Here is a 25,622-nt window from a genome sequence, read left to right on the forward strand (position 1 = left end):
GCAGGTTGCTCAAAGCACAGCTTTGAGGTTGCAGATAAAGCTGACGTGGTTTGAAGAGATTTTCGAAGAGTATTACCTTTTCATAAGCTTTTTATCTATTTTTCCAGGCTTGGTAACGGGTATCAATCAATAACTGGGTGAGGCGTCCCATGGTTTCTCTTTTTTTTGGAGTGAGGGATTGAGCTTGGACGAAGAGATGACGAATGTGTTCGATAGCCTTGAAGGAAGACAGGTCATTGATGGATCTAATCCCAGCATCTAGAATGGTGCCAAAGAAGAGGTCGAAGTAGAGCTGGAGTTCTTCATCAGGGACTGTGGCCACCCACTCCTTGAAGGTTGTGTCGACTTGTTGACTATCACTATTAGTCTTATCTAGTTGAACGAAGTGTTTGTCCTCAATTTGCCAACTAAAGGTATCGTGCTGGGCAATACCACCCAAGGCAGTACTGTGAACGATGATTTGGTGGGCAGGGATTTCCAACATCATACCGATAATGGAACCTTGTGGAATAAAGACCTTGGTTCTATCCATTATCCTTTGATAGCCCTCGGTTTGTGTCAATTCTTTGTGGAGACCAGGCGCATCAAAGGTATAAACTGCTGTGATTTGATTTTGCAAGCTTTGCTCAATTTGACTAGCAGCATAGATGGCTAGATTTCCTCCCTTGGAATGCCCAGCCAGAATGACCTTTTGCTTAGGATGTTGGGCAAAAAAGTTCTTTAAATAGCGAATGGCGTGCTTTTGAGCAGGAATTTCCTTCATATAGGTCAGGTGGAAATCTTCCTTCCAACCAATAATACTATCATCTGTACCTCGAAAAACAATCAGATAGGTATCGAGAGTGAGGCGGTATGTCATAGCAGCAAATTGCTTTTGCAGCTCAGGGTCGATGTCGTTGATAAAATGGGAGAGTTTGCAATTTTTGAAGCGTTTGTGTTGAGCTAGTTCATCTAATAGCTGGAGGCGATTTTTGCTGGTCAACATGTTAGGTTCTCTTGGAACCTGAGGTGCCAGTTCTAAAAGTCGCTGAGGAGCTGTGGAGACCAGATTATCAAAGGAGAGGTAGGTGATTTCTGTTAAGGCTAGAATGTCTAACTCATTCAAAGGAAGGTCGTAAAAGGAATCGTATGCGACATCTTTCAGATAGTCAAAAATATTGGCCATAAGAGCTCCTTTCTTTTCTTTATCTTATCAAATTTCCCTCAAATTAGCTAGTCGGCTTGCCTATATCTGCTGGTTAAAAACAAGCTCTTTCAAATTCAGTTTCAGACCTTCGAGCATGGAAAAATCTGTTATAATAATAGAAAAGGAGGAGCGCATGCACAAGATTTTATTAGTAGAAGATGATCAGGTCATTCGTCAACAGGTCGGGAAAATGCTCTCTGAATGGGGATTTGAAGTGGTCCTGGTAGAAGACTTTATGGAAGTTTTGAGTCTATTTGTTCAGTCGGAACCTCATCTGGTCCTAATGGATATTGGACTGCCTTTGTTTAATGGCTATCACTGGTGTCAGGAGATTCGCAAGATTTCCAAGGTACCCATCATGTTTCTGTCTTCGAGAGACCAGGCTATGGATATCGTCATGGCAATCAATATGGGGGCGGATGACTTTGTGACCAAGCCTTTTGATCAGCAGGTTCTTTTAGCCAAGGTTCAGGGCTTGTTGCGTCGTTCCTATGAGTTTGGGCGTGACGAGAGTTTACTGGAATATGCTGGTGTTATCCTCAATACCAAATCCATGGATGTGCATTATCAAGGCCAAGTCTTGAATTTGACCAAGAACGAATTCCAGATTTTACGCGTTTTGTTTGAGCATGCGGGCAATATTGTAGCGCGTGATGACCTCATGCGGGAGCTTTGGAACAGTGACTTTTTCATTGATGATAATACTCTCTCTGTCAATGTGGCTCGTTTGCGTAAAAAATTGGAAGAGCAGGGCTTGGTAGGATTTATCGAGACCAAGAAAGGAATAGGGTACGGACTGAAGAATGCTTGATTGGAAACAATTTTTTCTAGCCTATCTGCGCTCCCGTAGTCGCCTGTTTGTCTATCTGCTTTCTTTGACGTTTCTGGTTTTGCTCTTTCAGTTTTTATTCGCAAGTTTAGGAACTTACTTTCTCTACTTTTTCCTCTTGTGTTGCTTTGTAACCATCTTATTTTTCACTTGGGACATATTGGCGGAGATGCAGGTCTATCGTCAGGAACTTCTCTATGGTGAGAGGGAAGCCAAGTCTCCTTTGGAAAGAGCCTTGGCTGAAAAATTAGAAGCGCGTGAGATGGAACTTTATCAGCAGAGATCAGATTCAGAAAGAAAACTGACGGATTTGCTGGATTACTATACCTTGTGGGTCCATCAGATTAAGACCCCCATTGCAGCTAGTCAACTCTTAGTTGCAGAAGTAGCCGACTGCCAACTGAAGCAGCAATTAGAACAGGAAATTTTCAAGATTGATTCCTATACCAATCTAGTTTTACAGTACCTGCGTTTAGAAAGTTTCCATGATGATTTGGTCTTAAAGCAGGTTCAAATTGAGGATCTGGTTAAGGAAATAATTCGTAAATATGCTCTTTTCTTTATTCAAAAAGGCCTAAATGTCAATCTACATGACCTTGATAAAGAAATCGTAACGGATAAAAAGTGGCTACTAGTGGTCATTGAGCAAATCATTTCAAACAGTCTCAAGTACACTAAGGAAGGTGGTCTGGAGATTTATATGTACGGGCAAGAGCTTTGTATCAAGGATACAGGAATCGGGATAAAAAACAGTGATGTCCTCCGAGTCTTTGAACGTGGCTTTTCAGGGTATAATGGACGCCTAACCCAGCAGTCATCTGGACTTGGACTTTACCTATCTAAGAAAATTTCTGAAGAACTGGGGCACCAGATTCGCATCGAGTCTGAGGTCGGAAAAGGAACGACAGTGCGGATTCGGTTTGCTCAAGTGAACCTAGTCCTTGAGTGAGAAGAGACGAAAAAGCCTCCGGACTGGAGGCTTTTGTGCTAGGTTCTTATTTCTCAACGCGTGATTTGTTGGCGATATCAGCTAGGATAGCTTGAACAAAATCATCTACTGAGACAGTTTGTGTTTCTTTTTGACCGTAGCGACGAACGTTAACAGTTCCGTCTTCCATTTCCTTGTCCCCAACAATCAATTGGTAAGGAATCTTGCTTGTTTGTGAAGCACGGATCTTGAACTGCATTTTTTCATTGCGCTCATCTACGTCTGCACGAACACCACGGTCACGGAGTTTCTTCGCTACTTCCCATGCGTAGTCCACGTGTTTTTCGTTAGATACTGGGATGAGGGTTACTTGGTGTGGTGCAAGCCATGTTGGGAAAGCACCTTTGTAGTTCTCAATCAAGATAGCTGTGAAGCGTTCCATAGTTGAGATAACTCCACGGTGAATCATAACTGGACGGTGCTCTTCGCCATCAGCTCCGATGTATTTAAGGTCGAAGCGTTCTGGAAGCAAGAAGTCAAGTTGGATAGTAGAAAGGGTTTCTTCTTTTCCAAGAGCGGTCTTAACTTGAATATCCAATTTTGGTCCGTAGAAGGCTGCTTCACCTTCGGCTTCAAAGTAGTCCACGCCCATTTCATCAAGGGCTGCACGAAGCATGGTTTGAGCATTTTCCCACATTTCATCGTTATCAAAGTACTTGTGAGTATCTTGAGGGTCACGAAGAGAGAGGCGGAAGCGGTATTCAGTCAAGTTGAAGTCTTCATAAACATCGATAATCAACTGAAGAGCACGTTGGAATTCTTCTTGGATTTGTTCTGGAGTCACAAAGAGGTGACCGTCGTTAAGAGACATTTCACGCACACGTTGAAGACCAGTGAGGGCACCAGATTTTTCATAACGGTGCATCATACCGATTTCGGCGATACGGATTGGCAATTCACGGTATGAGTGAACATGGTGTTTGAAGACTTGGATGTGGTGCGGGCAGTTCATTGGACGAAGGACAAATTCTTCCCCGTCACCCATATCCATAGTTGGGAACATGTCTTCTTGGTAATGATCCCAGTGACCAGAAGTCTTGTAAAGTTCAACAGAAGCAAGTGGTGGAGTGTATACGTGTTGGTAGCCAGAAGCTAGCTCTTTGTCTACGATGTAGCGTTCCAACTCACGACGAATAGTCGCACCATTTGGCAACCAGAATGGCAAACCTTGACCAACCTCTTGAGAAATCATAAAGAGGTCAAGCTCTTTACCAAGTTTACGGTGGTCACGTTCCTTAGCTTCTTCACGCATTTGAAGGTAGTTTTTCAAGTCTTTCTTGTCAAACCAAGCTGTACCATAGATACGTTGCATCATAGCGTTATCGCTATTTCCACGCCAGTAAGCACCTGCTACATGGAGAAGGTGGAAGATTTGGATACGACCTGTTGATGGGACGTGTGGGCCACGGCAAAGGTCTACATATTCACCCTGACGATAGATAGTCAAACCGCCTTCGTCTTCTGAGTGTTCTTCAATCAATTCCAACTTGTAAGGGTCGTTTTTGAAGATTTCACGTGCCTCGTCTTTAGTAACTTCTTCACGGATTGATGGGAAGTTTTCTTTGACGATTTTTTGCATTTCTTCTTCGATACGAGGAAGGTCTTCGTTAGAGATTTGACCAGCTGTGTTGTCAGTATCGTAGTAGAAACCATCTTCGATGGCTGGACCAACTCCCAAGTGAATGTCTGGGAAAAGACGACGAGCTGCTTGGGCGAACAAGTGAGCGGCTGAGTGACGCAAGATTGGAAGGGCATCTTCATGATCAGGTGTCACAATTTCGATGCTTCCATCTTCAGTGATCGCACGAGTAGTGTCGATGAGTTTGCCGTTGAATTTACCAGCCAAGGCTTTTTTAGCTAGGGAATTGCTGATCGATTGGGCAATTTCAAAAGTTGTAACGCCAGATTCGAATTCACGAACAGCGCCATCTGGGAAAGTAATGTTAATCATGATGTTCTCCTTTTTATTATTTCATAGTTTCTAAGCATTGACTTTTTTGCAGACTACTTCCTAGTCTTAATGTTCAATTGCTTTTCTTTATCAGAGAGGAGGTTTTCCATTTCCGTCAGAATGTCTATATCCAGACGTTGAGAAAGTTCTACTAGCCACCAGATATTTTCTGAAAGTTTTTGTTCCAGTGTGTAAGGTGTTTCATCATAGTAGCGTCCTTGCTTGGTCATCACTAGTCGTTGGAAATTTCCAATATCATTAGACAAAGCCAAGAGGTCTTCTTCTACCGTCCACTTGGAATCATGATGCTTAACTTCCAGTTTGTGATAAGCTTGTCGGATTGCACAACTGCGCTCCACTAATTCTTGCAACTCCATAGTTAGCCTCCTCATAAAAAATTGCGACATCCTCGAAAGGACGTCGCAACGTGGTTCCACCTTCATTTATGTACCTCAAAAGAGAGGGACACCTCTGATTGGCTCTAACGTGGCCACCGTTTTATGTTTTCATAAAAAACTCAAGAGTAGTATCAGTTTAGGCTCTCTATGCGTTTCCAGCAACCACGCACTCTCTAGTAGAAAGGGACTAAGTGACTTGTCTCTATGAATTATTATAGCATGATTGTGAGATTTTTCAAGGATTTTGTGAAAGTTTTTTGTTTTTCATTTTTGTAGAATATGCTTGATGCCAATACCAGAAGCCATGCCCACCAGAGCCAAGGTTTCATAGATTAGCAAGTAAATTAGTATAAACTCACCAAAAGTTATGATAGTAAAGCAAAAGAGCAGTCCGTTACCAATTAACCACCAAAGTGTGAAACGGAAACGGTAGCTATAGAGTAACGATACAATCAAGATTACCAGAGGTGTAAAGAAGAGAATATTATTTACGTAGAGACTCTTGAGAAAAAGGGGGTCAGAAATGATTAGTGATAACAACTCATAAAGTGGCCAATAAAAGAAAAATATGACCAGATAGTAGGGGAGATGGGAATAGAATCTAGGCATGATAATCACCTCGTTTAACAACAGATAACTTAGATTTCTTGCTATGATTATTATAGCATGTTTAAAACAAGAAAGTAAATCTGTTGACAAAGAAGTTAGTTATTGGTAGAATAGTGAATGTCGTAAAGACAAATAACTTCTTCTTGGTTACAGGCATGCCAACCTGTCACTCGGATGAAGCCAAATAAAAAGGAGAAACATCATGGCAATCTCAAAAGAGAAAAAAAATGAAATCATCGCACAATATGCACGTCACGAAGGTGATACAGGTTCAGTAGAGGTTCAAGTTGCTGTCCTTACTTGGGAAATCAACCACCTTAACGAACACATCAAACAACACAAAAAAGACCACGCTACTTACCGTGGATTGATGAAAAAAATCGGTCGCCGTCGTAACTTGCTTGCATACTTGCGTAAAAACGACGTTAACCGTTACCGTGAGTTAATCAACTCTCTAGGACTTCGTCGTTAATCTTGCGTCTAAACCGTTTCTATACTTCGTTGGCTTCGGCTCGATGTACCATTAGTACAATCTTCGCCTCGTCGCCTAGTCTATAAACGGTTTATCCAGCAAGACTGGAGCTCTCTGATTTTCAGAGGGCTTTTTACTTTTGTTACCTTACTTCGATATACTCAAGTATAATCTTCGGTTACAGTTCCTAGCACTGTAAGGTAAAATAAACCAGAATGATCTCCCTTCGGGGAGATTTTTTGTTTCACTAAAAATTTTGTACAATCTTCTCCTCGCCGTCTAGTCTATAAACGTTTTATCCAGCAAGAATCATGATGCTAAGGGCGTAAGAAATCCGTATGAAAATAGGGAAATGACACAGTGTTCGATGAACACAAGGAGTTTCATCTTTTTCACTAGGATTTTAGCCCGAGCTCAAATCAGCTCTCTGATTTTCAGAGGGCTTTTTTATTGAGGTTTTATCGGTCACAATTTTGGAGACTACAAAAACCTCAAATGGTATCAGCTAATTACACCATAAAGGTGCGTAGCTACTCGGAGAGCCCACACTTTACGAAGTAAAGTATAGTATGTTATACTTTACATAGAAGTAGTCACCTAATTCCAGTTAGAAATTACTTTGTAACTACGTTTTGAGGAGGAGTAAAATGCTTTCCTATGTTCGAAATTACCCACTAGCGATAGCTAAATTAATGTGTCTGTGCTCTCCTAAAATCTGCTGATTTATTACTGACTAATACAGGAGGGTTTTTTATGGGACAGACAATCATATCTGCTATTGGTGTTTATATTTCCACCAGTATCGATTATTTAATTATTTTATTTATTTTATTTGCACAGCTATCACAGAATAAACAAAAATGGCATATTTATGCGGGGCAATATCTAGGCACAGGCTTACTTGTAGGGGCGAGTTTAGTTGCTGCTTATGTCGTTAATTTCGTGCCTGAAGAATGGATGGTTGGATTGCTTGGTTTAATCCCTATCTATTTAGGGATTCGCTTTGCAATTGTTGGAGAAGGTGAGGAAGAAGAGGAAGAAGAGGAAGAAATTATTGAAAGATTAGAACAAAGCAAGGCAAATCAACTGTTTTGGACAGTTACATTGCTAACAATTGCGTCTGGCGGAGATAATTTAGGTATCTATATACCTTATTTTGCTTCATTAGATTGGTCACAGACCCTCGTGGCCTTGCTTGTGTTTGTAATCGGCATAATTATCTTATGCGAGATTAGTCGGGTCTTATCCTCTATTCCCTTAATATTCGAGACAATTGAAAAATACGAGCGAATCATTGTGCCCTTAGTATTCATTCTACTTGGACTATATATCATGTATGAAAATGGCACGATAGAGACTTTTCTGATCGTGTAGATTTTTTTGTTTCACTAGGATTTTAGCCCGAGCTCAAATCAGCTCTCTGACTTCAGAGGGCTTTTTATGTTGTCACTTTGCCTCGATATACTCAAGTATAATCTTAGGTTACGATTATTAGCACTGTAAGATCAACTATATTTATTTTTCTTATCTTGTTCCATTGTTGAAAATATGGTATACTTTTCATGAGAATTTTCTAAATTTTTAAGATTCTATCAAAGGAGGTTTGCATGCTTTCCAAATTTTCTGGAAGCCGACAAGACCAGCAATTTGTGTTACTTTTAGTTATTTTGCTAGGTATTTTAGGGATTTCTCTCTTTCTAGCAGTTTCAATGGGATCTGTTGCGATTGATCTAGGAGATACCTATCGGATTATTTTGAGAAGGTTGGGATTTCCTCTTGAGATAGGAGAGGTTTCCAAGTCTACTCTTGCCATTGTATGGAACATGAGATTTCCTCGAGTATTGTTAGGTCTGATAGTAGGAGCAGGCCTTTCTATGTGTGGTAGTGTGATGCAGTCCACGGTAAACAATCCCATCGCTGAGCCCTATGTCTTAGGAATCTCTGCGGGTGCAACTCTAGGGGCAACCTTAAGCATCATTCTTGGTTTAAAAGTGATGATTAGCCTTGGAGCTTTTCTTGGAGCTATTTTGGCAACAATTGCTGTCCTCATCATTGCCTCTATGCAGGGAAGGATGACAACATCTAGTCTGATCTTATCAGGAACGGTGGTCAATGCTCTCTTTCTAGCTTTTTCCAACTTTATTATCTCAGTTGGCGCTAATGCGGACAGTGTGATGACCATTAAGTTTTGGACCATGGGCTCGCTCGCTGGGACTTCCTGGGCAGACTTGGTCCTGCCAACTATAGTAGTAGGAACAGCCTTTCTATTTTTCTCTACCCAGTATCGTGTTTTCAATGCGATGATGATGGGAGATGAGGCTGCTTTAACTTTAGGAATCCCTTTACGCTTTTATTGGTATCTTTATGTGACAATGGTGGCTGTGCTGACAGCAGTCTTAGTGGCAACCTGTGGGATTATTGGATTTGTCGGTCTGATTACTCCTCACTTAGCACGAGGGTTAGTAGGAACGAATTACAAGAGACTTTTTCCTGTTGCGACCATACTGGGTGCCCTCTTTGTCATTTGGGCAGACGTACTCTCTCGTATCATCATTCCAAACGCAGAGCTTCCTATTGGTATTTTCACAGCCTTAGTAGGTGCTCCCTTCTTTATCTACATTGTTGGAGGTAGGCGAAGGGAGGTGAGGACCTGATATGGACTTGATTTGTCAGGATGTCCACTTTGGACTGGGAGAGAAAAAAATCCTCAAAGGAGTCTCTTTTAAGGTTGAAGGAAATCAATTTCACACGATATTAGGACCAAATGGAAGCGGGAAAACCAGTCTACTTAAACTCCTCTATCGTCAGGAAAAGGTGGACAAAGGCTTGATAAGCCTAGATGGAAAGCCTCTGGAACAATGGACGCTCAAAGAAACAGCCAAGCAAATGGCAGTTGTGACCCAGTTTAACCAACTGCAGTTTGATTCTACAGTTGAGGAAATCGTCTTGCTGGGAAGAACTCCCCACCTCTCTTTTTTACAGAAGGAAAAGGAAAGAGATTATACCCTCGTTCAAGATGCCCTCGTTAAGGTGGATATGCTTGAGAAGAAAACTCGTCTCTATTCGTCCCTGTCAGGAGGAGAGAAACAGCGAGTTTTGTTAGCCCGCGCCTTGGCGCAAGAACCGACTCTCTTGCTCCTGGACGAACCAACCAATCACCTGGATATCAAGTATCAGTTAGACTTGTTGGCCATTGTGAAGGAGCTCAAGGTCAATGTTTTAGCTGTCCTGCATGATATTCAACTTGCTTGTCGCTATTCGGATTATCTCTATCTAATGAAAGAGGGAGAAATCCTTTACCAAGGGACTCCAAAGGAGACCATCACCCCTGAGTCATTGCAAACTGTATATGGAGTTCAAAGTCAGGTGACTTGGACCGAGGATCAGCAAGCCATGATTCACTATTTATAAGAATGAAAAGGAAAACAAGATGAAAAAAACACTCAGCATTTTACTGGTAACAGTAGCTACCCTAACCATGGCAGCTTGTGGCAATACTACTACAGAAAAAGCTACCACTCAATCTAGCTCAGAAACAAGTCAAAAGGCGAGCACAGAGACGACTTATCCGTTAACGGTTAAGACCTATGACGCGAAAGGGAATGAAGTCGAACAAGTTTTTGACAAGACACCTGAAAAAGTTATTACAAATAATCTTTCAACCACTGAAATTTTATTGGAGTTGGGGTTGAAGGATAAAATTGTTGGCATGCTCAATCCAGACAATGCTGTGACGGACAAATACAAGGACGCGATTGCGACTATTCCTCAAATTGGGGATAAAAAAACAGTCTCACAAGAGACAGTCCTTTCTTATGAGCCAGACGCTGTGATGGGTCGAAACATGATGTTTTCTGAAAAATCCTTGGGGACAGTTAGCACTTGGAATGAAAACAAAATCCCAGTTTATACTCAAAAAGCTTCTCTCTCAACAATTCAGCAAGATTTGGGGAATATCGTAGAAGATGTCAAAAATCTTGGAATGATTTTTAATGTTCAGGACAAGGCCAATGAATACGCGGCCCAATTACAAACTAAAATTGACGCTGTTAAGAAAGCAAATCCAGCAAGTCAAGGTGAAAAGAAAAAGGCTTTGATTATGGTTGCTTATAATGATGAAACCTTCGGTGCCTACAAGTCTGCTTTGCAAGAAAGTTTGCTGAACCAACTTGGTTATACAAACGTTGCTACGGGGACATCAGGCTTGACCTTGGAAAACCTCGTGTCAATGGATCCTGAATTGATTATCTATGTAACCAGCGATCGTAATAAAAAATTGGATGAAAAAGCAGTAGAGTTGATGAAGGCAAATGCTGTTTTGGAAAGCGTTCCTGCTATTAAGAATCAAAAAATCATGACCATCTCTTACGATGAATTGATGGACTATGGTCCAGCAGTGATTGATTCCCTTGAGAAAATCAATGACTTTATCAATAAATAATAAGTTTGATTGGGAAGGAATTCAAGTCAAAATCAGCCTTCCTTCTAACTACGACCCCAATCAAACCTATCCGGCTATTTTATTGAATGATGGAAACTTGGATTTCCTATCGTTTCTTTCCGAATCTGTGATTTTAGTGGGCTTAACCTCTAAAAATCGCCTAGACGACTACACTCCATGGGCGACATCTGCTCTGAGAGATGGGGCTCCAGATTTTGGCGGTCAGGCAAATGCCTATCATAGTCATTTATTTGGAGGTCTTTTGGACAAGTTGCAGTCGCTTTATCGCTTGGATAAAAATCGCCTTGCTTATGGAGGTTACTCACTAGGTGGTTTGGTGGCAGTCTACAGTCTTTTCAGCTTTGACAATGTTTCCTGTGTCTTCTCCATCTGCGGTTCCTTTTGGTATCCTGATTTTGTGACTTACTGCAAGGCAGAGACAGTGAAAAATCTAGACTGTTTGCTGTATTTACAGAATGGTCAAACAGAAGGAGCACACCATACTAATCGCTTGGCTCAAGCACCAGCCTATGCTGAGCAGATCCATACTAGTCTTGAGAAACGCTATCCGAATGGTCAGTTTGTCTTTGATCCTTATGGACACCATGAACAAGTAGCTGAGCGATTTCTAGTTTTTTCCAGCTGGTTGGCCAAAAAATGGAAAATCGAATAAAAGATTTATCCCTTGGCTTTTGCCAAGGGATTGTTGTATTTATTTAACCAAGGTTTTCTCTCTTTTTATCTGGATTCCATACGAAGCTTGCGATAAAGCTAAAGATGATAGTTAGGATAGCGAGGATAACCGCAAGGATAAGGGCAGGGATGCGGATAAGCCACCAGAGTGGGTTTGGTTTTTTATCATTGTGCCATTGTTTCGTTTCTTGGTCCAAACGTTGGAATTCTGTTTGAATGCGATTGGCGACTGTTTCAATGCCTTCATCATTCATTTTCTTGATATCTGAGATATCGATTGGATTTCCGAAGTTCATATCAACACGCTCACGGCTAACCAAGCCCTTCAAAGTCATGGGACCTGTGTAGGTAACCGGCATGATACGGACCTTGGCCATTTTGGCAATCAAGGCTACGCCACCCTTAACATCATTTGAGTGACGGCTCCCACTTGGAAACATGATAAGAGAGCGATCACTTTTTTTGAGGACATTGATAGGGTATTTGATGGCAGAAGCGCTAGGATTTTCACGGTCGATAGGAAAAGCGCCACACATACGAATCCACCAACCAAAGATACGGTTGGTAAAGAGTTCTTTTTTGGCCATAAAGATGAACTGTTTTGGCTTGGTCGCAAAGGCCATGTAAACAGGATCCCACCAGGTGCGGTGAGGTGCAACCAGAATATAATTTTCATCTTGATTAGGAATTTTATCAGTATTATGATAGTGGGCATTGCCATTGATGGACCATAGGAGCAAGACAACCAATCCACGTAAATAAGTATAAAACATGCGATCTCCTTCGATTATTTTCTTGTTATTATTATACCTTATCAAAGGAGGGCTGGCAAACTTTTCCCTTGACTAGGTGCATATTTGGGATGAGATTAGAATTCTGTTAAAAAAAATGATATGATAGAATTTATGGATAAAAATAAGATTATGGGATTAACCCAAAGAGAAGTCAAGGAAAGACAGGCTAAGGGCTTGGTCAATGATTTTACTGCATCGGCCAGTACTAGCACTTGGCAAATCGTTAAACGAAATGTCTTTACCCTTTTTAACGCTTTGAACTTTGCCATTGCTTTGGCCCTTGCCTTTGTGCAGGCTTGGAGCAATTTGGTCTTTTTTGCTGTTATCTGCTTTAACGCTTTTTCTGGGATTGTGACCGAGCTGCGGGCTAAACACATGGTGGACAAGCTCAATCTCATGACCAAGGAAAAGGTCAAAACCATTCGTGATGGCCAAGAAGTGGCTCTGAATCCTGAAGAATTGGTGTTAGGAGATGTCATTCGTTTGTCTGCAGGAGAGCAGATTCCCAGTGATGCCTTGGTTTTGGAAGGTTTTGCGGAAGTCAATGAAGCCATGCTAACGGGAGAGAGTGATTTGGTGCAAAAGGAAGTTGACGCCTTGCTTTTGTCTGGAAGTTTCCTAGCCAGTGGGTCAGTTTTAGCTCAAGTTCACCATGTCGGTGCAGACAACTATGCTGCCAAACTCATGCTGGAAGCCAAGACCGTTAAACCAATCAACTCTCGTATCATGAAATCGCTGGACAGGTTAGCTGGTTTTACTGGGAAGATTATCATTCCCTTTGGTCTGGCTCTCTTGCTAGAAGCCTTGCTTTTAAAAGGCCTGCCTCTCAAGTCATCCGTTGTAAATTCGTCGACAGCCCTACTGGGAATGTTGCCCAAGGGAATCGCCCTTTTGACCATTACTTCGCTCTTGACTGCAGTGATCAAGCTAGGTTTGAAAAAGGTCTTGGTGCAGGAGATGTACTCTGTTGAGACCTTGGCGCGCGTGGACATGCTCTGTCTGGACAAGACGGGTACCATCACCCAAGGAAAGATGCAGGTGGAAGCCGTTCTTCCTTTGACCGAACAGTATGGAGAGTCAGCGCTTGCTAGCATCCTGACAAGCTACATAGCCCATAGTGAGGATAAAAATCCAACTGCCCAAGCTATTCGCCAGCGTTTCCAAGGTCTAGTAGCCTATCCTATGATTTCCAATCTCCCCTTCTCTAGCGACCGCAAGTGGGGAGCAATGGAATTGGAAGGTTTGGGAACAGTTTTCTTAGGGGCGCCTGAGATGTTGCTGGATTCTGAGGTCCCAGAAGCCAGAGAGGCCTTGGAGAGAGGTTCACGTGTCTTGGTCTTAGCCCTCAGTCAGGAAAAACTAGACCATCACAAACCACAGAAACCATCTGATATTCAGGCTCAAGCCTTGCTGGAAATCTTGGATCCCATTCGAGAAGGAGCAGCAGAGACGCTGGACTATCTCCGTTCTCAGGAAGTGGGCCTCAAGATTATCTCTGGTGATAATCCGGTCACTGTGTCCAGTATTGCCCAGAAGGCTGGCTTTGCAGACTATCACAGTTATGTAGATTGCTCAAAAATCACGGATGAGGAATTGGTTGATATGGCTGAGGAAACAGCCATTTTCGGTCGTGTTTCCCCTCATCAAAAGAAACTCATCATCCAAACGTTGAAAAAAGCAGGCCATACAACAGCTATGACTGGGGATGGAGTTAATGATATCCTGGCCCTTCGTGAGGCGGATTGTTCTATCGTGATGGCTGAGGGAGATCCGGCGACTCGTCAGATTGCTAATCTAGTTCTCTTGAACTCTGACTTTAATGATGTTCCTGAGATTCTCTTTGAAGGCCGTCGTGTAGTCAATAACATTGCCCATATCGCCCCTATTTTCTTGATAAAGACCATCTATTCTTTCTTGCTCGCAGTCATCTGTATTGCCAGTGCTCTTCTGGGGCGGTCTGAATGGATCTTGATTTTCCCCTTCATTCCGATCCAGATTACTATGATTGACCAGTTTGTGGAAGGTTTCCCGCCATTCGTTCTGACTTTTGAGAGAAATATCAAACCTGTTGAGCCAAATTTCCTTAGAAGATCCATGCTTCGTGCCCTACCAAGTGCTCTCATGGTTGTGTTCAGCGTTCTGTTTGTGAAAATATTTGGAAGTAGCCAAGGTTGGTCTGAGTTAGAAATCTCAACTCTACTCTATTATCTCTTGGGGTCAATTGGTTTCTTATCCGTATTTAGAGCCTGCATGCCATTTACCCTATGGCGTGTCCTCTTGATTGTTTGGTCAGTAGGAGGCTTCCTAGCAACAGCTCTCTTCCCAAGAATTCAAAAATTGCTTGAAATTTCAACCTTAACAGGACAAACTTTACCTGTTTATGGTGTCATGATGTTGGTCTTTACCGTGATATTTATCTTAACCAGTCGTTACCAAGCGAAAAAATAAAGAAAGGCTGCAATCTGTGGATTGCGGTCTTTTTAGGTGGAGGAGTGCTAGCTGAAATGTGGTATAATAAGAGGTAATAGAGTTTGGAAAGTGAGAGAGAATGATTTCAAAGAGATTAGAATTAGTGGCTTCCTTTGTGCCACAGGGAGCCATTTTATTAGATGTGGGAAGTGACCATGCTTATCTGCCTATCGACTTGGTCGAGAGAGGCCAAATTAAAAGTGCTATTGCAGGTGAGGTGGTGGAAGGTCCCTACCAGTCCGCAGTCAAAAACGTTGAAGCTCATGGTCTAAAGGAGAAAATCCAAGTCCGTTTAGCCAATGGGCTGGCAGCTTTTGAAGAGGCAGACCAAGTGTCTGTCATTACCATTGCTGGTATGGGTGGTCGTTTGATTGCTAGGATTTTAGAAGAAGGCTTGGACAAGTTAGCTAATGTAGAACGATTGATCCTCCAGCCCAATAATCGTGAAGACGACTTGCGCATCTGGCTACAAGAGAATGGGTTTCAGATTGTAGCTGAAAGCATCTTAGAAGAAGCTGGCAAGTTTTACGAGATTTTGGTGGTGGAAGCAGGACAAATGAAGCTATCAGCCATTGATGTTCACTTTGGCCCTTTCTTGTGCAAAGAGGTCAGTCCAGTCTTTGTCCAAAAATGGCAAAAAGAAGCTGCTAAGCTAGAGTTTGCCCTTGGACAAATCCCAGAAAAAAATCTGGAGGAACGTCAAGTTCTAGTCGATAAAATTCAAGCCATCAAGGAGGTGCTCCATGTTAGCAAGTGAAGTGATCCAAGCTTATGAAGCCTTTTGCCCCCAGGAATTTTCTATGGAGGGAGACAGTCGTGGCCTGCAAATTGGAACTTTGGACAAGGATATCCAAAGGGTCATGGTTGCTCTGGATATTCGTGAAGAAACGGTGGCTGAAGCCATTGAAAAGGGTGTGGACTTGATTATTGTCAAGCACGCGCCGATTTTCCGTCCCATCAAGGATTTGGTAGCCAGCCGTCCACAAAATCAGATTTACATTGATCTCATCAAGCATGACGTTGCAGTTTATGTAAGTCATACCAATATTGACATCGTTGAAAATGGTCTCAATGACTGGTTCTGTCAGATGTTAGGTATCGAGGAAACGACTTATCTGCAGGAAACAGGCCCTGAACGTGGGATTGGACGTATTGGAAATATTCAGCCTCAGACATTTGAGGAATTGGCCCAGAATGTCAAGCAAGTCTTTGGTTTAGATAGCCTTCGATTGGTGCATTATCAAGAGAGCGATTTGCAGAAGCCTATTTCAAGAGTTGCCATCTGTGGTGGTAGCGGGCAGTCTTTCTATAAGGATGCTTTAGCTAAAGGAGCGGATGTCTATATCACTGGTGATATTTACTACCACACTGCCCAGGATATGCTGTCTGATGGCTTGTTGGCACTGGATCCAGGACACTATATCGAAGTGCTGTTTGTGGAAAAAATCGCAGAGCTTCTTAATCAATGGAAAGGAGAAAATGGCTGGACTATTGATATTGTACCTAGTCAAGCATCGACCAATCCTTTCCACCATATCTAGTTAGAAAGTGAAAACAATGAAAAAAGTTGCTATTATCGGAGCAGGAATTGTGGGAGCAACAGCTGCCTACTACCTCTCGAAAGAAAGTGACCTAGAGGTGACCGTTTTTGACCATGGACAGGGTCAGGCAACCAAGGCTGCAGCAGGAATTATCAGTCCTTGGTTTTCCAAACGCCGCAATAAAGCTTGGTACAAGATGGCGCGCTTGGGGGCTGATTTTTATGTGGATTTATTAGCTGATTTAGACAAGTCAGGGCAAGAAATCAACTTTTACCAACGTTCGGGAGTCTTTCTCCTGAAAAGAGATGAATCCAAGTTGGAAGAACTCTATCAACTAGCCCTCCAGCGTAGAGAAGAATCTCCCTTGATAGGGCAATTAGCCATTCTAGACCAAGTATCAGCTAATGAATTATTCCCTGGCTTACAGGGATTTGACCGCTTGCTCTATGCTTCTGGTGGAGCGAGAGTAGATGGTCAACTCTTAGTGACTCGTTTGCTGGAAGCCAGTCATGTCAAGCTGGTCAAAGAAAAAGTGACTCTGACACCTTTAGCATCAGGTTACCAGATTGGTGAAGAGGTGTTTGACCAGGTTGTTTTGGCAACGGGAGCTTGGTTGGGTCACATATTAGAACCCTTGGGTTATGCTGTAGATGTTCGTCCTCAGAAAGGACAACTCCGAGATTATCAGCTTGCCCAAGACATGGCAGCTTACCCTGTTGTTATGCCAGAAGGGGAGTGGGATTTGATTCCTTTTGCAGGTGGGAAATCATCCCTAGGCGCTACCCATGAAAATGACATGGGATTTGATTTGACGGTAGATGAAACCTTACTCCAACAAATGGAGGAGGCAGCCTTGCCTCACTATCCAATCTTGGCAGTAGCGACTTCAAGAGCTGAGCGTGTGGGAATCCGTGCCTATACCAGTGATTTCTCACCTTTCTTTGGGCAAGTACCTGGCTTAGCAGGTGTCTATGCTGCTAGTGGACTAGGTTCATCAGGCCTCACAACTGGTCCTATCATTGGTTACCACCTAGCCCAACTGGTCCAAAGCAGGGAAATGACCTTAGACCCAGCAAACTACCCAATTGAAAACTATGTCAAACGAGTAAAAAGCAAATAAGAATTTTACTGAAATTTTAGCCTCCCCTCTAGGATGGCAAATGACATTCCCTATCAAAAATGGTAAAATAAGAAAAAATGATCCGAGAATCGAGGAAAAAAGATGCAAGAAAAGATTTTGGTAACGGGTGGAGCAGGTTTTATCGGAACCCACACAGTTATTGAGTTAATCCAAGCAGGTCATCAGGTTGTTGTGGTGGATAACCTTGTGAATAGTAACAGAAAAAGTTTAGAAGTTGTTGAAAGAATCACAGGAGTTGAAATTCCGTTTTATGGGGCAGATATTCGTGATACTGATACTCTCAGAGATATTTTCAAACAAGAAGAACCAACAGGGGTCATTCACTTTGCTGGTTTGAAGGCTGTTGGCGAATCAACCCGTATCCCTCTTGCCTACTATGACAACAATATCGCTGGAACTGTTAGTCTTTTGAAGGTCATGGAAGAAAACAACTGTAAAAACATTATTTTCAGTTCTTCTGCGACAGTTTACGGAGATCCGCATACAGTGCCAATCTTGGAAGATTTCCCACTTTCAGTGACCAACCCATATGGCCGCACCAAGCTTATGCTAGAGGAAATTTTGACGGATATTTACAAAGCAGACTCAGAATGGAATGTGGTCTTGCTTCGTTACTTTAACCCAATCGGAGCCCATGAGAGTGGAGATTTGGGAGAAAATCCAAACGGTATTCCAAACAATCTCTTGCCATATGTGACTCAAGTAGCCGTTGGTAAACTAGAGCAAGTGCAAGTGTTTGGAGATGATTACGATACGGAAGATGGAACAGGTGTTCGTGACTATATCCATGTTGTCGATTTGGCTAAAGGTCACGTTGCAGCTCTGAAAAAAATTCAAAAAGGTTCAGGTCTAAATGTTTATAACCTTGGAACTGGTAAAGGCTATTCTGTTCTTGAAATTATCCAAAACATGGAAAAAGCAGTGGGGCGCCCAATTCCTTACCGCATTGTAGAACGTCGCCCAGGGGATATCGCAGCCTGCTATTCAGATCCTGCAAAAGCCAAAGCAGAACTCGGCTGGGAAGCAGAACTCGGCATCACCCAAATGTGTGAAGACGCATGGCGTTGGCAAAGCAAGCATCCAAATGGATTTGAAGACTAAGATGGTGATGTCAATCATTGTCCCCTGTTTAAACGAAGAGGAAGTACTTCCTCTTTTTTATCAGGCTTTGGAAGCTTTACTTCCAGATTTGGAAACAGAAATCGAGTATGTTTTTGTCGATGATGGATCAAGTGATGGGACCTTGAGACTCTTAAAGGCCTATCGAGAACAAAATCCGGCAGTTCATTATATTTCTTTCTCGCGAAATTTTGGCAAAGAAGCTGCTCTATATGCAGGCTTGCAATATGCGACAGGAGATCTGGTGGTGGTGATGGATGCAGATCTCCAAGATCCTCCTAGTATGTTGCTTGAGATGAAAAACTTACTAGACCAGAATGCAGATTTAGACTGTGTAGGAACACGCAGAACCAGTCGGGAGGGAGAACCCTTCTTTCGCAGTTTCTGTGCTGATCTCTTTTACGGCTTCATGAAAAAAATCAGTCCAGTAGCCCTGCCGTCAGGTGTTCGTGATTTTCGCATGATGAGAAGGTCTGTGGTCGATGCCATTTTAAGCTTGACTGAGTCCAATCGTTTTTCGAAGGGACTTTTTGCCTGGGTCGGCTTTAAAACCCACTATCTGGACTATCCAAATGTCGAAAGGAAGGCTGGCAAGACCAGTTGGAGTTTTAGGCAACTCTTTTTCTACTCCATTGAAGGGATTGTTAATTTTTCAGATTTTCCCTTGACTATAGCCTTTGTAGCTGGTCTCCTATCTTGTTTTATTTCTCTACTGATGACCTTTTTTGTTGTGGTTCGGACCCTCATTTTGGGCAATCCGACATCAGGTTGGACCTCTCTGATGGCTGTCATTCTCTTTCTTGGAGGCATTCAACTCTTGACCATTGGGATTCTCGGCAAGTACATTAGTAAAATTTATTTGGAGACTAAAAAAAGACCACTTTATCTGATCAAAGAAAAAAGTGACCTTCCTGATTTTACAGAAAAAAATAAAGTGAAAAGACTATAATTTTACATGGAAATGTGCTAAACTAGAGGAAGTGGATTATCGCTATTGATTTAGGCTTCCTGATTGCTAATCAGGGCGCGAGTTGGGCAATTTTTAACAGCCTCTAAGACATCCTGGCTAGGAGAAATTTCTTTTTCTAGTTGGTCAGGGTCATCGTAAAAACGCACGATTCCATTATCGTGGTAATCAAATAAATCAGAATAAGTTTGGCAAAGCCCACAGGCGATGCATCGTTCAGGTATAAGTGTGATTTTCATATTTATATTGTAATAAGAAAAGTAAAAAAAAACAAGGAGCAGGGTATGGAAAAAGAACCGTGGCAAGAAGATATTTATGAAAATCAAGAAGAAACAAGATCAGAACGTCGTAAGAGAACTCAAGGCAGAGATGTAGTGGCCAATCGTGTCTTGACGATCCTAGCCAGTATTTTCTTTGTAATTGTGGTGGTGATGATTATTGTTCTCATCTATCTTTCATCAGGTGGGAGTAATCGCACAGCAGCCTTGAAAGATTTTCACGATTCAGATGCAAATGTAGTACAGATTTCATCATCTAGTAGTTCCCAGCCTGAACAGAGTTCAGAATCTTCTTCTGAACACTCGGAGGAAGCTACAGATCCAGAAGGGACGACAAAAGTCTTAGCAGGAGAAGGGGAAGCAGCTATTGCAGCTCGTGCAGGAATCTCCATTGCTCAGTTAGAGGCCTTGAATCCTGGGCACATGGCTACAGGATCTTGGTTTGCTAATCCAGGTGATGTTATAAAAATAAAATAGGAGCCGATATGAAAACAATTCAAATTGCTATTGACGGTCCTGCTTCAAGTGGTAAGAGTACGGTCGCAAAGATTATTGCTAAGGATTTTGGTTATACTTACCTAGATACAGGTGCCATGTATCGTGCAGCGACCTACATGGCTCTCAAGAACCAGTTAGGAGTAGAAGAAGTCGAAGCCCTTCTAGCCTTGTTGGACCAGCATCCAATCAGCTTTGGACGCTCAGAAACTGGAGATCAGCTTGTCTTTGTAGGCGATGTGGATATTACTCATCCTATCCGTGAAAATGAAGTGACCAATCATGTTTCTGCTATTGCAGCAATTCCTCAAGTGCGTGAGAAACTGGTTTCTCTCCAACAAAAAATCGCCCAGCAAGGCGGGATTGTCATGGATGGCCGCGATATTGGAACTGTTGTATTGCCACAAGCAGAATTAAAAATTTTCCTAGTAGCTTCGGTAGATGAAAGAGCAGAGCGTCGTTACAAGGAAAATATTGCCAAGGGAATTGAAACAAACCTTGAAATACTAAAAGAGGAAATTGCTGCGCGTGACTACAAGGATAGTCATCGTGAGACTTCGCCTCTCAAACAAGCAGAGGATGCAGTTTACCTTGATACAACTGGATTGAACATTCAAGAAGTAGTTGAAAAAATCAAAGCAGAAGCTGAAAAAAGAATGTAAATGTAGAAAAGCCGATAGATGGATATCGGTTTTTTCTAAATTTGTCAAAATGCTGATTTTAGGGTATAATAGTTGCTGTTCGAGAAATTTTGATTTTCAAAGAATAGTGAATGATGATAAGGAGAAACCATGAACAACTTACCAAATTGTCCAAAATGTAACTCAGAGTATGTCTACGAAGACGGTGCCCTACTGGTTTGCCCAGAGTGTGCTTATGAGTGGAATCCTGCTGAAGTTGCAGATGTAGAAGAGGGCCTTGTCGCTATCGATGCCAACGGAAATAAATTGGCTGACGGTGATACAGTAACTCTCATCAAGGACTTGAAAGTAAAAGGTGCGCCAAAAGATTTGAAACAAGGGACGCGCGTGAAAAATATCCGCATCGTAGAAGGCGACCACAATATCGACTGTAAGATTGATGGTTTTGGTGCCATGAAACTCAAATCAGAGTTTGTGAAGAAGATTTAAGTATGTCAAAACACTATAAATTTGTATTTTATAGCCGTATCTTCTTGTTTCTAGCGGCTTTTACGGGAGTTTATCTTGAAATTACCAAGCATGGTGGTTTTGGGATGCTTCTCTATTACACGGTTCTGTCCAACCTCTTGGTAACTATTTTTACCCTTTATCTCCTAAAGGTTATGAGCCGTGTAGGTGAAAACTGGCAAAGACCAAGTCTCTTGCGTTTAAAAGGTGGGGTCACCATGAGTATCATGATTACCTGTGTGATTTACCATTTCCTCTTAGCGCCCATTGCGACTAATTTCTATACTCTGGAAAATTTCCTTTGCCACTATATCGTTCCCCTCTGGTTTTTCGCAGATACCCTCTTTTTTGACAAACAGGGTCAATACAAGATTTGGGATCCAATTGTGTGGACGATTTTACCCTTGCTGTATATGATGTTTGCTCTTTTTAATGGCTTGGTTCTAAAACTCAATATTCCAAATGCCAAGGATAATCCTTTCCCTTACTTCTTTTTGAATGTGAACAAGGGATGGGATGTCGTATTCAAGTGGTGTCTGATTATCTTTGTTGCCTATATGGTAGCAGGATTTATCTTCTACTTTATTAAGCAAATCAAGAGAAAGTCATCCTAAGACACAAGGGATTCATTTTCGAGTTTAAGAAGGAGTCTGTACACTAAAGAGGCTTCTTCTTTTCTTGCTTGTTTGATAACTATCAAAAAATTAGAAGATTAAGAGAAATATAGAAAGAGATTTCATGAAACAATTTTTAGAACGGGCCAGTATTTTGGCTCTCTCCCTCGTTTTGATTACGTCCTTTTCCATCTCGAGTGCCCTGCCAGCCATGTTTGACTATTATCAAGGTTATCCTAAGGAACAAATTGAGCTTTTGGCGAGCTTGCCCTCTTTTGGGATTATGATGATGTTACTACTAAATGGTTTTTTAGAAAAAATCTTTCCTGAGCGCTTACAAATTAGTTTGGGATTGCTGATTTTATCACTGAGTGGAACAGCACCCTTTTGGTATCAAGCCTATCCTTTTGTATTTGGAACACGGATTCTTTTTGGTTTGGGAGTTGGGATGATCAATGCCAAGGCTATTTCTATCATCAGTGAGCGTTATCAAGGGAAAACGCGAATTCAGATGTTAGGGCTACGTGGTTCTGCAGAGGTTGTTGGAGCTTCTCTCATTACCTTGGCAGTCGGCCAGTTGTTGGCCTTTGGTTGGACAGCTACCTTCCTAGCTTATAGTGCTGGATTTTTGGTGCTGACCCTTTATCTGCTCTTTGTCCCTTATAGAAAAGAAAAGAAAGAAGTCAAGAAAAAAGCGAAGGAAGCAAGTCGCTTAACTCGAGAAATGAAAGGCTTGATTTTTACCCTAGCTATTGAAGCAGCGGTTGTAGTTTGTACCAATACGGCTATTACTATTCGTATTCCAAGTTTGATGGTGGAAAGAGGACTTGGAGATGCCCAGTTATCTAGTTTTGTTCTTAGTGTCATGCAGTTGATCGGGATTGTGGCTGGTGTGAGTTTTTCTTTCTTGATTTCTATCTTTAAAGAGAAACTGCTCCTCTGGTCTGGTATTACCTTCGGTTTAGGGCAAATTGTGATTGCTCTGGCTCCATCCTTGTGGGTGGTAGTAGCAGGAAGCATTCTGGCTGGTTTTGCCTACAGTGTAGCCTTGACGACAGTTTTTCAACTTGTCTCTGAACGAATTCCAGCTAAACTCCTCAATCAAGCCACTTCATTTGCAGTTTTAGGCTGTAGTTTTGGAGCCTTTACGACCCCATTTGTTCTAGGTGCAATTGGCTTACTAACTCACAATGGCATGCTAGTCTTTACCATCTTAGGAGGTTGGTTGATTGTAACATCTATCTTTGTCATGTACTTACTTCAAAAGAGAGCTTAGGATTGGTTTCCTAAGTTTTTCTTTTTGTGAATTTTGTACCCAGACACTATTTGATTTAGGAACTTGTTTACAGATTATTTTCTTGATAAAATAGAAGTTATGACGAGATATAAAGCAACTATTTCCTATGATGGTTACGCCTTTGCTGGTTTTCAGCGCCAGCCTCATGCGCGTAGCGTTCAGGAAGAAATTGAAAAAACCTTGACCAGGTTAAATAAGGGGCAAGCTATCACTGTTCACGGTGCTGGTAGGACAGATAGTGGGGTTCATGCTTTAGGACAGGTTATTCATTTTGACCTGCCTTATCAAATGGATGAGGAGAAGCTCCGTTTTGCTCTAGACACTCAGTCCCCTGAAGATATTGATGTGATCTCGATTGAGCTTGTAGCGGATGATTTTCATTGCCGTTATGCCAAACATAGCAAAACCTATGAGTTTATCGTGGATAGGGGGCGTCCCAAAAATCCGATGCGCCGTCACTATGCCACTCACTTTCCCTACCAACTCGATGTGGAACAAATGCAGATTGCAATCAAAAAGCTAGAGGGAACCCACGATTTCACAGGCTTTACAGCCTCTGGGACTAGTGTAGAAGATAAGGTTCGCACTATTACAGAAGCTAGCCTTAGGGTGGATGAGACAGGCCAGTTTTTGACCTTTACCTTTTCAGGAAATGGTTTCTTGTATAAGCAGATTCGCAATATGGTGGGGACGCTACTCAAAATTGGCAATAACCGCATGCCAGTAGAGCAGATTGACCTCATCTTGGAGAAAAAGGACAGGCAACTTGCAGGTCCCACTGCAGCACCAAATGGTTTATATTTAAAGGAGATTCGTTATGAAGAATAATCGTATTTTAGCACTTTCTGGAAATGATATTTTTAGTGGTGGTGGTTTGTCCGCGGATTTGGCTACCTATACCTTGAACGGCTTGCATGGCTTTGTAGCAGTGACTTGTTTGACAGCCTTGACAGAAAAAGGATTTGAAGTCTTTCCAACTGACGATACCATTTTTCAACATGAATTAGATAGCTTGCGTGATGTGGAGTTTGGGGGAATTAAGATTGGTCTTCTTCCAACTGTCAGTGTGGCTGAGAAGGCATTGGACTTTATCAAACAACGCCCAGGAGTGCCTGTGGTTCTGGATCCTGTCTTGGTCTGCAAGGAAACGCACGACGTAGCTGTAAGTGAGCTCTGTCAAGAATTGATTCGCTTTTTCCCTCATGTCAGTGTGATTACGCCTAATCTTCCTGAAGCAGAATTACTAGCAGATCAAGAGATTAGAACCCTTGAAGATATGAAAACTGCAGCACAGAAATTGCATGACTTAGGAGCGTCAGCAGTCATTATCAAGGGAGGCAATCGCCTTAGTCAGGACAAGGCTGTAGATGTCTTTTATGATGGACAAACCTTTACAGTCCTAGAAAATCCCGTCATCCAAGGGCAAAATGCTGGTGCAGGTTGTACCTTTGCCTCCAGCATTGCCAGTCATCTAGTCAAAGGTGATGAACTTTTACCAGCAGTAGAAAGCTCTAAGGCTTTCGTTTATCGTGCTATTGCACAAGCAGATCAGTATGGAGTAAGACAATATGAAGCAAACCAAAACAACTAAAATCGCCCTTGTATCACTATTAACCGCCCTCTCTGTGGTTCTAGGTTATTTCTTAAAAATTCCAACACCGACAGGCATTCTAACTCTTTTAGATGCGGGTGTCTTCTTTACGGCCTTCTACTTTGGTAGTCGCGAAGGGGCTGTAGTCGGAGGACTAGCAGGTTTCTTGATTGACCTCTTATCAGGCTACCCTCAGTGGATGTTCTTTAGCTTGCTCAACCATGGCTTGCAGGGATTTTTCGCAGGACTTAAAGGAAAAACTCAGTGGTTAGGCCTTATCTTAGCAACGATTGCCATGGTAGGGGGTTACGCCTTGGGTTCTACATTGATGAATGGCTGGACAGCAGCCCTACCAGAGATCTTACCAAATTTCATGCAAAATATGGTAGGGATGATTGTAGGATTTATCCTTAGTCAAAGTATTAAGAAGATTAAGTAAAGAGGATGTGGAGAAAGTCCTAAAAATCAGAAAAAACGCATAGTATCAGGTATTGAAAACCTTGATAGTATGCGTTTTATTGTGGGAAGATTTTATACTCTTCGAAAATCTCTTCAAACCACGTCAGCGTCGCCTTACCGTATATATGGTTACTGACTTCGT

28 protein-coding genes are annotated in these 25,622 nt (G+C 42.2%); 22 read left to right on the top strand and 6 right to left on the bottom strand.

The features are described from left to right. Positions 1 to 91: 91 nt before the first annotated feature. Positions 92 to 1,165: a DUF2974 domain-containing protein gene (locus HT697_RS03150; protein ID WP_001273811.1), complete on the bottom strand. Its 1,074-nt coding sequence runs from the start codon at positions 1,163 to 1,165 to the stop codon at positions 92 to 94. A gap of 154 nt (positions 1,166 to 1,319) precedes the next feature. On the opposite strand from HT697_RS03150, the gene HT697_RS03155 reads away from it, so the two are divergent. Then, the gene (locus HT697_RS03155) at positions 1,320 to 1,997 is read left to right on the top strand and encodes a response regulator transcription factor (RefSeq protein WP_173218535.1); all 678 of its coding nucleotides are present in this window, start codon (positions 1,320 to 1,322) and stop codon (positions 1,995 to 1,997) included. Continuing rightward, on the top strand, positions 1,990 to 2,964 hold the full coding sequence (locus HT697_RS03160) for a sensor histidine kinase (protein WP_173262084.1): 975 nt from the start codon (positions 1,990 to 1,992) through the stop codon (positions 2,962 to 2,964). Before HT697_RS03155 ends, HT697_RS03160 begins: the two co-directional genes overlap by 8 nt. A 46-nt stretch (positions 2,965 to 3,010) precedes the next feature. Here HT697_RS03160 and thrS read toward each other — a convergent pair whose 3' ends face one another. From thrS to HT697_RS03175, 3 genes are all read right to left on the bottom strand, one after another. Beyond that, a complete protein-coding gene (thrS, locus tag HT697_RS03165) occupies positions 3,011 to 4,954 on the bottom strand; it encodes a threonine--tRNA ligase (protein WP_000608345.1) in 1,944 nt (647 codons plus the stop codon). Positions 4,955 to 5,007: 53 nt separating this feature from the next. Then, the gene (locus tag HT697_RS03170) at positions 5,008 to 5,331 is read right to left on the bottom strand and encodes a MazG-like protein (protein ID WP_173218539.1); all 324 of its coding nucleotides are present in this window, start codon (positions 5,329 to 5,331) and stop codon (positions 5,008 to 5,010) included. 285 nt (positions 5,332 to 5,616) lie between these two features. Beyond that, positions 5,617 to 5,961 (bottom strand): hypothetical protein, encoded by a 345-nt coding sequence (locus HT697_RS03175; RefSeq protein ID WP_173218541.1) that lies wholly within the window; start codon positions 5,959 to 5,961, stop codon positions 5,617 to 5,619. Positions 5,962 to 6,163: 202 nt separating this feature from the next. Here HT697_RS03175 and rpsO point away from each other — a divergent pair, with 202 nt between their 5' ends. From rpsO to HT697_RS03205, 6 genes are all read left to right on the top strand, one after another. Continuing rightward, a complete protein-coding gene (rpsO, locus tag HT697_RS03180; RefSeq protein WP_001018251.1) occupies positions 6,164 to 6,433 on the top strand; it encodes a 30S ribosomal protein S15 in 270 nt (89 codons plus the stop codon). Between the two features lie 753 nt (positions 6,434 to 7,186). Beyond that, positions 7,187 to 7,807, top strand: a complete 621-nt coding sequence (locus tag HT697_RS03185) for a CadD family cadmium resistance transporter (RefSeq protein ID WP_045611205.1) — start codon at positions 7,187 to 7,189, stop codon at positions 7,805 to 7,807. A gap of 233 nt (positions 7,808 to 8,040) precedes the next feature. Beyond that, the gene (locus tag HT697_RS03190; protein WP_173218543.1) at positions 8,041 to 9,087 is read left to right on the top strand and encodes an iron ABC transporter permease; all 1,047 of its coding nucleotides are present in this window, start codon (positions 8,041 to 8,043) and stop codon (positions 9,085 to 9,087) included. Position 9,088: 1 nt separating this feature from the next. Next, on the top strand, positions 9,089 to 9,844 hold the full coding sequence (locus tag HT697_RS03195; protein WP_173218545.1) for an ABC transporter ATP-binding protein: 756 nt from the start codon (positions 9,089 to 9,091) through the stop codon (positions 9,842 to 9,844). A 19-nt stretch (positions 9,845 to 9,863) separates the two neighbouring features. Further along, positions 9,864 to 10,874 (top strand): ABC transporter substrate-binding protein, encoded by a 1,011-nt coding sequence (locus tag HT697_RS03200; protein WP_173262086.1) that lies wholly within the window; start codon positions 9,864 to 9,866, stop codon positions 10,872 to 10,874. After that, the gene (locus HT697_RS03205; protein WP_173262089.1) at positions 10,855 to 11,547 is read left to right on the top strand and encodes an alpha/beta hydrolase-fold protein; all 693 of its coding nucleotides are present in this window, start codon (positions 10,855 to 10,857) and stop codon (positions 11,545 to 11,547) included. The genes HT697_RS03200 and HT697_RS03205 overlap by 20 nt, the downstream gene beginning before the upstream one ends. A gap of 43 nt (positions 11,548 to 11,590) precedes the next feature. Here the strand turns inward: HT697_RS03205 and HT697_RS03210 are convergent, their stop codons facing one another. After that, positions 11,591 to 12,340 (bottom strand): 1-acyl-sn-glycerol-3-phosphate acyltransferase, encoded by a 750-nt coding sequence (locus tag HT697_RS03210; RefSeq protein ID WP_173218551.1) that lies wholly within the window; start codon positions 12,338 to 12,340, stop codon positions 11,591 to 11,593. Positions 12,341 to 12,472: 132 nt separating this feature from the next. Here HT697_RS03210 and HT697_RS03215 point away from each other — a divergent pair, with 132 nt between their 5' ends. From HT697_RS03215 to HT697_RS03240, 6 genes are all read left to right on the top strand, one after another. Further along, positions 12,473 to 14,809: a cation-translocating P-type ATPase gene (locus HT697_RS03215; RefSeq protein ID WP_173218553.1), complete on the top strand. Its 2,337-nt coding sequence runs from the start codon at positions 12,473 to 12,475 to the stop codon at positions 14,807 to 14,809. A gap of 100 nt (positions 14,810 to 14,909) precedes the next feature. Beyond that, positions 14,910 to 15,587 (top strand): tRNA (adenine(22)-N(1))-methyltransferase TrmK, encoded by a 678-nt coding sequence (locus HT697_RS03220; protein WP_173218555.1) that lies wholly within the window; start codon positions 14,910 to 14,912, stop codon positions 15,585 to 15,587. Then, complete coding sequence (locus HT697_RS03225; protein ID WP_173218564.1) at positions 15,574 to 16,371, top strand: Nif3-like dinuclear metal center hexameric protein; 798 nt, start codon at positions 15,574 to 15,576, stop codon at positions 16,369 to 16,371. The genes HT697_RS03220 and HT697_RS03225 overlap by 14 nt, the downstream gene beginning before the upstream one ends. 16 nt (positions 16,372 to 16,387) lie before the next feature. After that, a complete protein-coding gene (locus tag HT697_RS03230) occupies positions 16,388 to 17,491 on the top strand; it encodes an FAD-binding oxidoreductase (RefSeq protein WP_173218566.1) in 1,104 nt (367 codons plus the stop codon). A 102-nt stretch (positions 17,492 to 17,593) separates the two neighbouring features. Next, positions 17,594 to 18,613 (top strand): UDP-glucose 4-epimerase GalE, encoded by a 1,020-nt coding sequence (gene galE, locus HT697_RS03235; RefSeq protein WP_173218569.1) that lies wholly within the window; start codon positions 17,594 to 17,596, stop codon positions 18,611 to 18,613. Position 18,614: 1 nt separating this feature from the next. Next, positions 18,615 to 19,580 carry a glycosyltransferase family 2 protein gene (locus HT697_RS03240; protein WP_173218571.1) on the top strand — a complete coding sequence of 322 codons (966 nt, stop codon included), beginning with the start codon at positions 18,615 to 18,617 and terminating at the stop codon, positions 19,578 to 19,580. A gap of 50 nt (positions 19,581 to 19,630) precedes the next feature. Here HT697_RS03240 and HT697_RS03245 read toward each other — a convergent pair whose 3' ends face one another. Continuing rightward, on the bottom strand, positions 19,631 to 19,837 hold the full coding sequence (locus HT697_RS03245) for a ferredoxin (RefSeq protein WP_173218573.1): 207 nt from the start codon (positions 19,835 to 19,837) through the stop codon (positions 19,631 to 19,633). 45 nt (positions 19,838 to 19,882) lie between these two features. Between HT697_RS03245 and HT697_RS03250 the strand changes: the two genes are divergently transcribed. The 8 genes from HT697_RS03250 (at position 19,883) to HT697_RS03285 (ending at position 25,460) form a co-directional block, all read left to right on the top strand. Beyond that, complete coding sequence (locus tag HT697_RS03250; protein WP_173218575.1) at positions 19,883 to 20,353, top strand: SAG1386/EF1546 family surface-associated protein; 471 nt, start codon at positions 19,883 to 19,885, stop codon at positions 20,351 to 20,353. 8 nt (positions 20,354 to 20,361) lie between these two features. Next, a complete protein-coding gene (gene cmk, locus HT697_RS03255) occupies positions 20,362 to 21,033 on the top strand; it encodes a (d)CMP kinase (protein WP_173218577.1) in 672 nt (223 codons plus the stop codon). 129 nt (positions 21,034 to 21,162) lie between these two features. Next, on the top strand, positions 21,163 to 21,501 hold the full coding sequence (locus HT697_RS03260; RefSeq protein WP_001061596.1) for a zinc ribbon domain-containing protein YjdM: 339 nt from the start codon (positions 21,163 to 21,165) through the stop codon (positions 21,499 to 21,501). Positions 21,502 to 21,503: 2 nt separating this feature from the next. Further along, the gene (locus tag HT697_RS03265; RefSeq protein ID WP_173218579.1) at positions 21,504 to 22,133 is read left to right on the top strand and encodes a Pr6Pr family membrane protein; all 630 of its coding nucleotides are present in this window, start codon (positions 21,504 to 21,506) and stop codon (positions 22,131 to 22,133) included. Between the two features lie 124 nt (positions 22,134 to 22,257). Further along, the gene (locus tag HT697_RS03270) at positions 22,258 to 23,409 is read left to right on the top strand and encodes an MFS transporter (protein ID WP_173218581.1); all 1,152 of its coding nucleotides are present in this window, start codon (positions 22,258 to 22,260) and stop codon (positions 23,407 to 23,409) included. A 99-nt stretch (positions 23,410 to 23,508) separates the two neighbouring features. Further along, positions 23,509 to 24,258, top strand: coding sequence for a tRNA pseudouridine(38-40) synthase TruA (truA, locus tag HT697_RS03275; RefSeq protein ID WP_173218583.1), 750 nt, complete (start codon positions 23,509 to 23,511; stop codon positions 24,256 to 24,258). Continuing rightward, complete coding sequence (locus HT697_RS03280; protein WP_173218585.1) at positions 24,248 to 25,021, top strand: bifunctional hydroxymethylpyrimidine kinase/phosphomethylpyrimidine kinase; 774 nt, start codon at positions 24,248 to 24,250, stop codon at positions 25,019 to 25,021. Before truA ends, HT697_RS03280 begins: the two co-directional genes overlap by 11 nt. Continuing rightward, on the top strand, positions 24,999 to 25,460 hold the full coding sequence (locus HT697_RS03285; protein WP_050390887.1) for an ECF transporter S component: 462 nt from the start codon (positions 24,999 to 25,001) through the stop codon (positions 25,458 to 25,460). Before HT697_RS03280 ends, HT697_RS03285 begins: the two co-directional genes overlap by 23 nt. Positions 25,461 to 25,622: the final 162 nt, after the last annotated feature.

Origin of the sequence: Streptococcus sp. 1621 (assembly GCF_013276615.1) — a bacterium.
GTDB lineage: Bacteria > Bacillota > Bacilli > Lactobacillales > Streptococcaceae > Streptococcus.

Coding starts and splice junctions, on each gene's coding strand:
- HT697_RS03150 (WP_001273811.1), bottom strand. CDS start 1,165: ATGGCCAATATTTTTGACTATCTGAAAGATGTCGCATACGATTCCTTT.
- HT697_RS03155 (WP_173218535.1), top strand. CDS start 1,320: ATGCACAAGATTTTATTAGTAGAAGATGATCAGGTCATTCGTCAACAG.
- HT697_RS03160 (WP_173262084.1), top strand. CDS start 1,990: ATGCTTGATTGGAAACAATTTTTTCTAGCCTATCTGCGCTCCCGTAGT.
- thrS (WP_000608345.1), bottom strand. CDS start 4,954: ATGATTAACATTACTTTCCCAGATGGCGCTGTTCGTGAATTCGAATCT.
- HT697_RS03170 (WP_173218539.1), bottom strand. CDS start 5,331: ATGGAGTTGCAAGAATTAGTGGAGCGCAGTTGTGCAATCCGACAAGCT.
- HT697_RS03175 (WP_173218541.1), bottom strand. CDS start 5,961: ATGCCTAGATTCTATTCCCATCTCCCCTACTATCTGGTCATATTTTTC.
- rpsO (WP_001018251.1), top strand. CDS start 6,164: ATGGCAATCTCAAAAGAGAAAAAAAATGAAATCATCGCACAATATGCA.
- HT697_RS03185 (WP_045611205.1), top strand. CDS start 7,187: ATGGGACAGACAATCATATCTGCTATTGGTGTTTATATTTCCACCAGT.
- HT697_RS03190 (WP_173218543.1), top strand. CDS start 8,041: ATGCTTTCCAAATTTTCTGGAAGCCGACAAGACCAGCAATTTGTGTTA.
- HT697_RS03195 (WP_173218545.1), top strand. CDS start 9,089: ATGGACTTGATTTGTCAGGATGTCCACTTTGGACTGGGAGAGAAAAAA.
- HT697_RS03200 (WP_173262086.1), top strand. CDS start 9,864: ATGAAAAAAACACTCAGCATTTTACTGGTAACAGTAGCTACCCTAACC.
- HT697_RS03205 (WP_173262089.1), top strand. CDS start 10,855: ATGACTTTATCAATAAATAATAAGTTTGATTGGGAAGGAATTCAAGTC.
- HT697_RS03210 (WP_173218551.1), bottom strand. CDS start 12,340: ATGTTTTATACTTATTTACGTGGATTGGTTGTCTTGCTCCTATGGTCC.
- HT697_RS03215 (WP_173218553.1), top strand. CDS start 12,473: ATGGATAAAAATAAGATTATGGGATTAACCCAAAGAGAAGTCAAGGAA.
- HT697_RS03220 (WP_173218555.1), top strand. CDS start 14,910: ATGATTTCAAAGAGATTAGAATTAGTGGCTTCCTTTGTGCCACAGGGA.
- HT697_RS03225 (WP_173218564.1), top strand. CDS start 15,574: ATGTTAGCAAGTGAAGTGATCCAAGCTTATGAAGCCTTTTGCCCCCAG.
- HT697_RS03230 (WP_173218566.1), top strand. CDS start 16,388: ATGAAAAAAGTTGCTATTATCGGAGCAGGAATTGTGGGAGCAACAGCT.
- galE (WP_173218569.1), top strand. CDS start 17,594: ATGCAAGAAAAGATTTTGGTAACGGGTGGAGCAGGTTTTATCGGAACC.
- HT697_RS03240 (WP_173218571.1), top strand. CDS start 18,615: ATGGTGATGTCAATCATTGTCCCCTGTTTAAACGAAGAGGAAGTACTT.
- HT697_RS03245 (WP_173218573.1), bottom strand. CDS start 19,837: ATGAAAATCACACTTATACCTGAACGATGCATCGCCTGTGGGCTTTGC.
- HT697_RS03250 (WP_173218575.1), top strand. CDS start 19,883: ATGGAAAAAGAACCGTGGCAAGAAGATATTTATGAAAATCAAGAAGAA.
- cmk (WP_173218577.1), top strand. CDS start 20,362: ATGAAAACAATTCAAATTGCTATTGACGGTCCTGCTTCAAGTGGTAAG.
- HT697_RS03260 (WP_001061596.1), top strand. CDS start 21,163: ATGAACAACTTACCAAATTGTCCAAAATGTAACTCAGAGTATGTCTAC.
- HT697_RS03265 (WP_173218579.1), top strand. CDS start 21,504: ATGTCAAAACACTATAAATTTGTATTTTATAGCCGTATCTTCTTGTTT.
- HT697_RS03270 (WP_173218581.1), top strand. CDS start 22,258: ATGAAACAATTTTTAGAACGGGCCAGTATTTTGGCTCTCTCCCTCGTT.
- truA (WP_173218583.1), top strand. CDS start 23,509: ATGACGAGATATAAAGCAACTATTTCCTATGATGGTTACGCCTTTGCT.
- HT697_RS03280 (WP_173218585.1), top strand. CDS start 24,248: ATGAAGAATAATCGTATTTTAGCACTTTCTGGAAATGATATTTTTAGT.
- HT697_RS03285 (WP_050390887.1), top strand. CDS start 24,999: ATGAAGCAAACCAAAACAACTAAAATCGCCCTTGTATCACTATTAACC.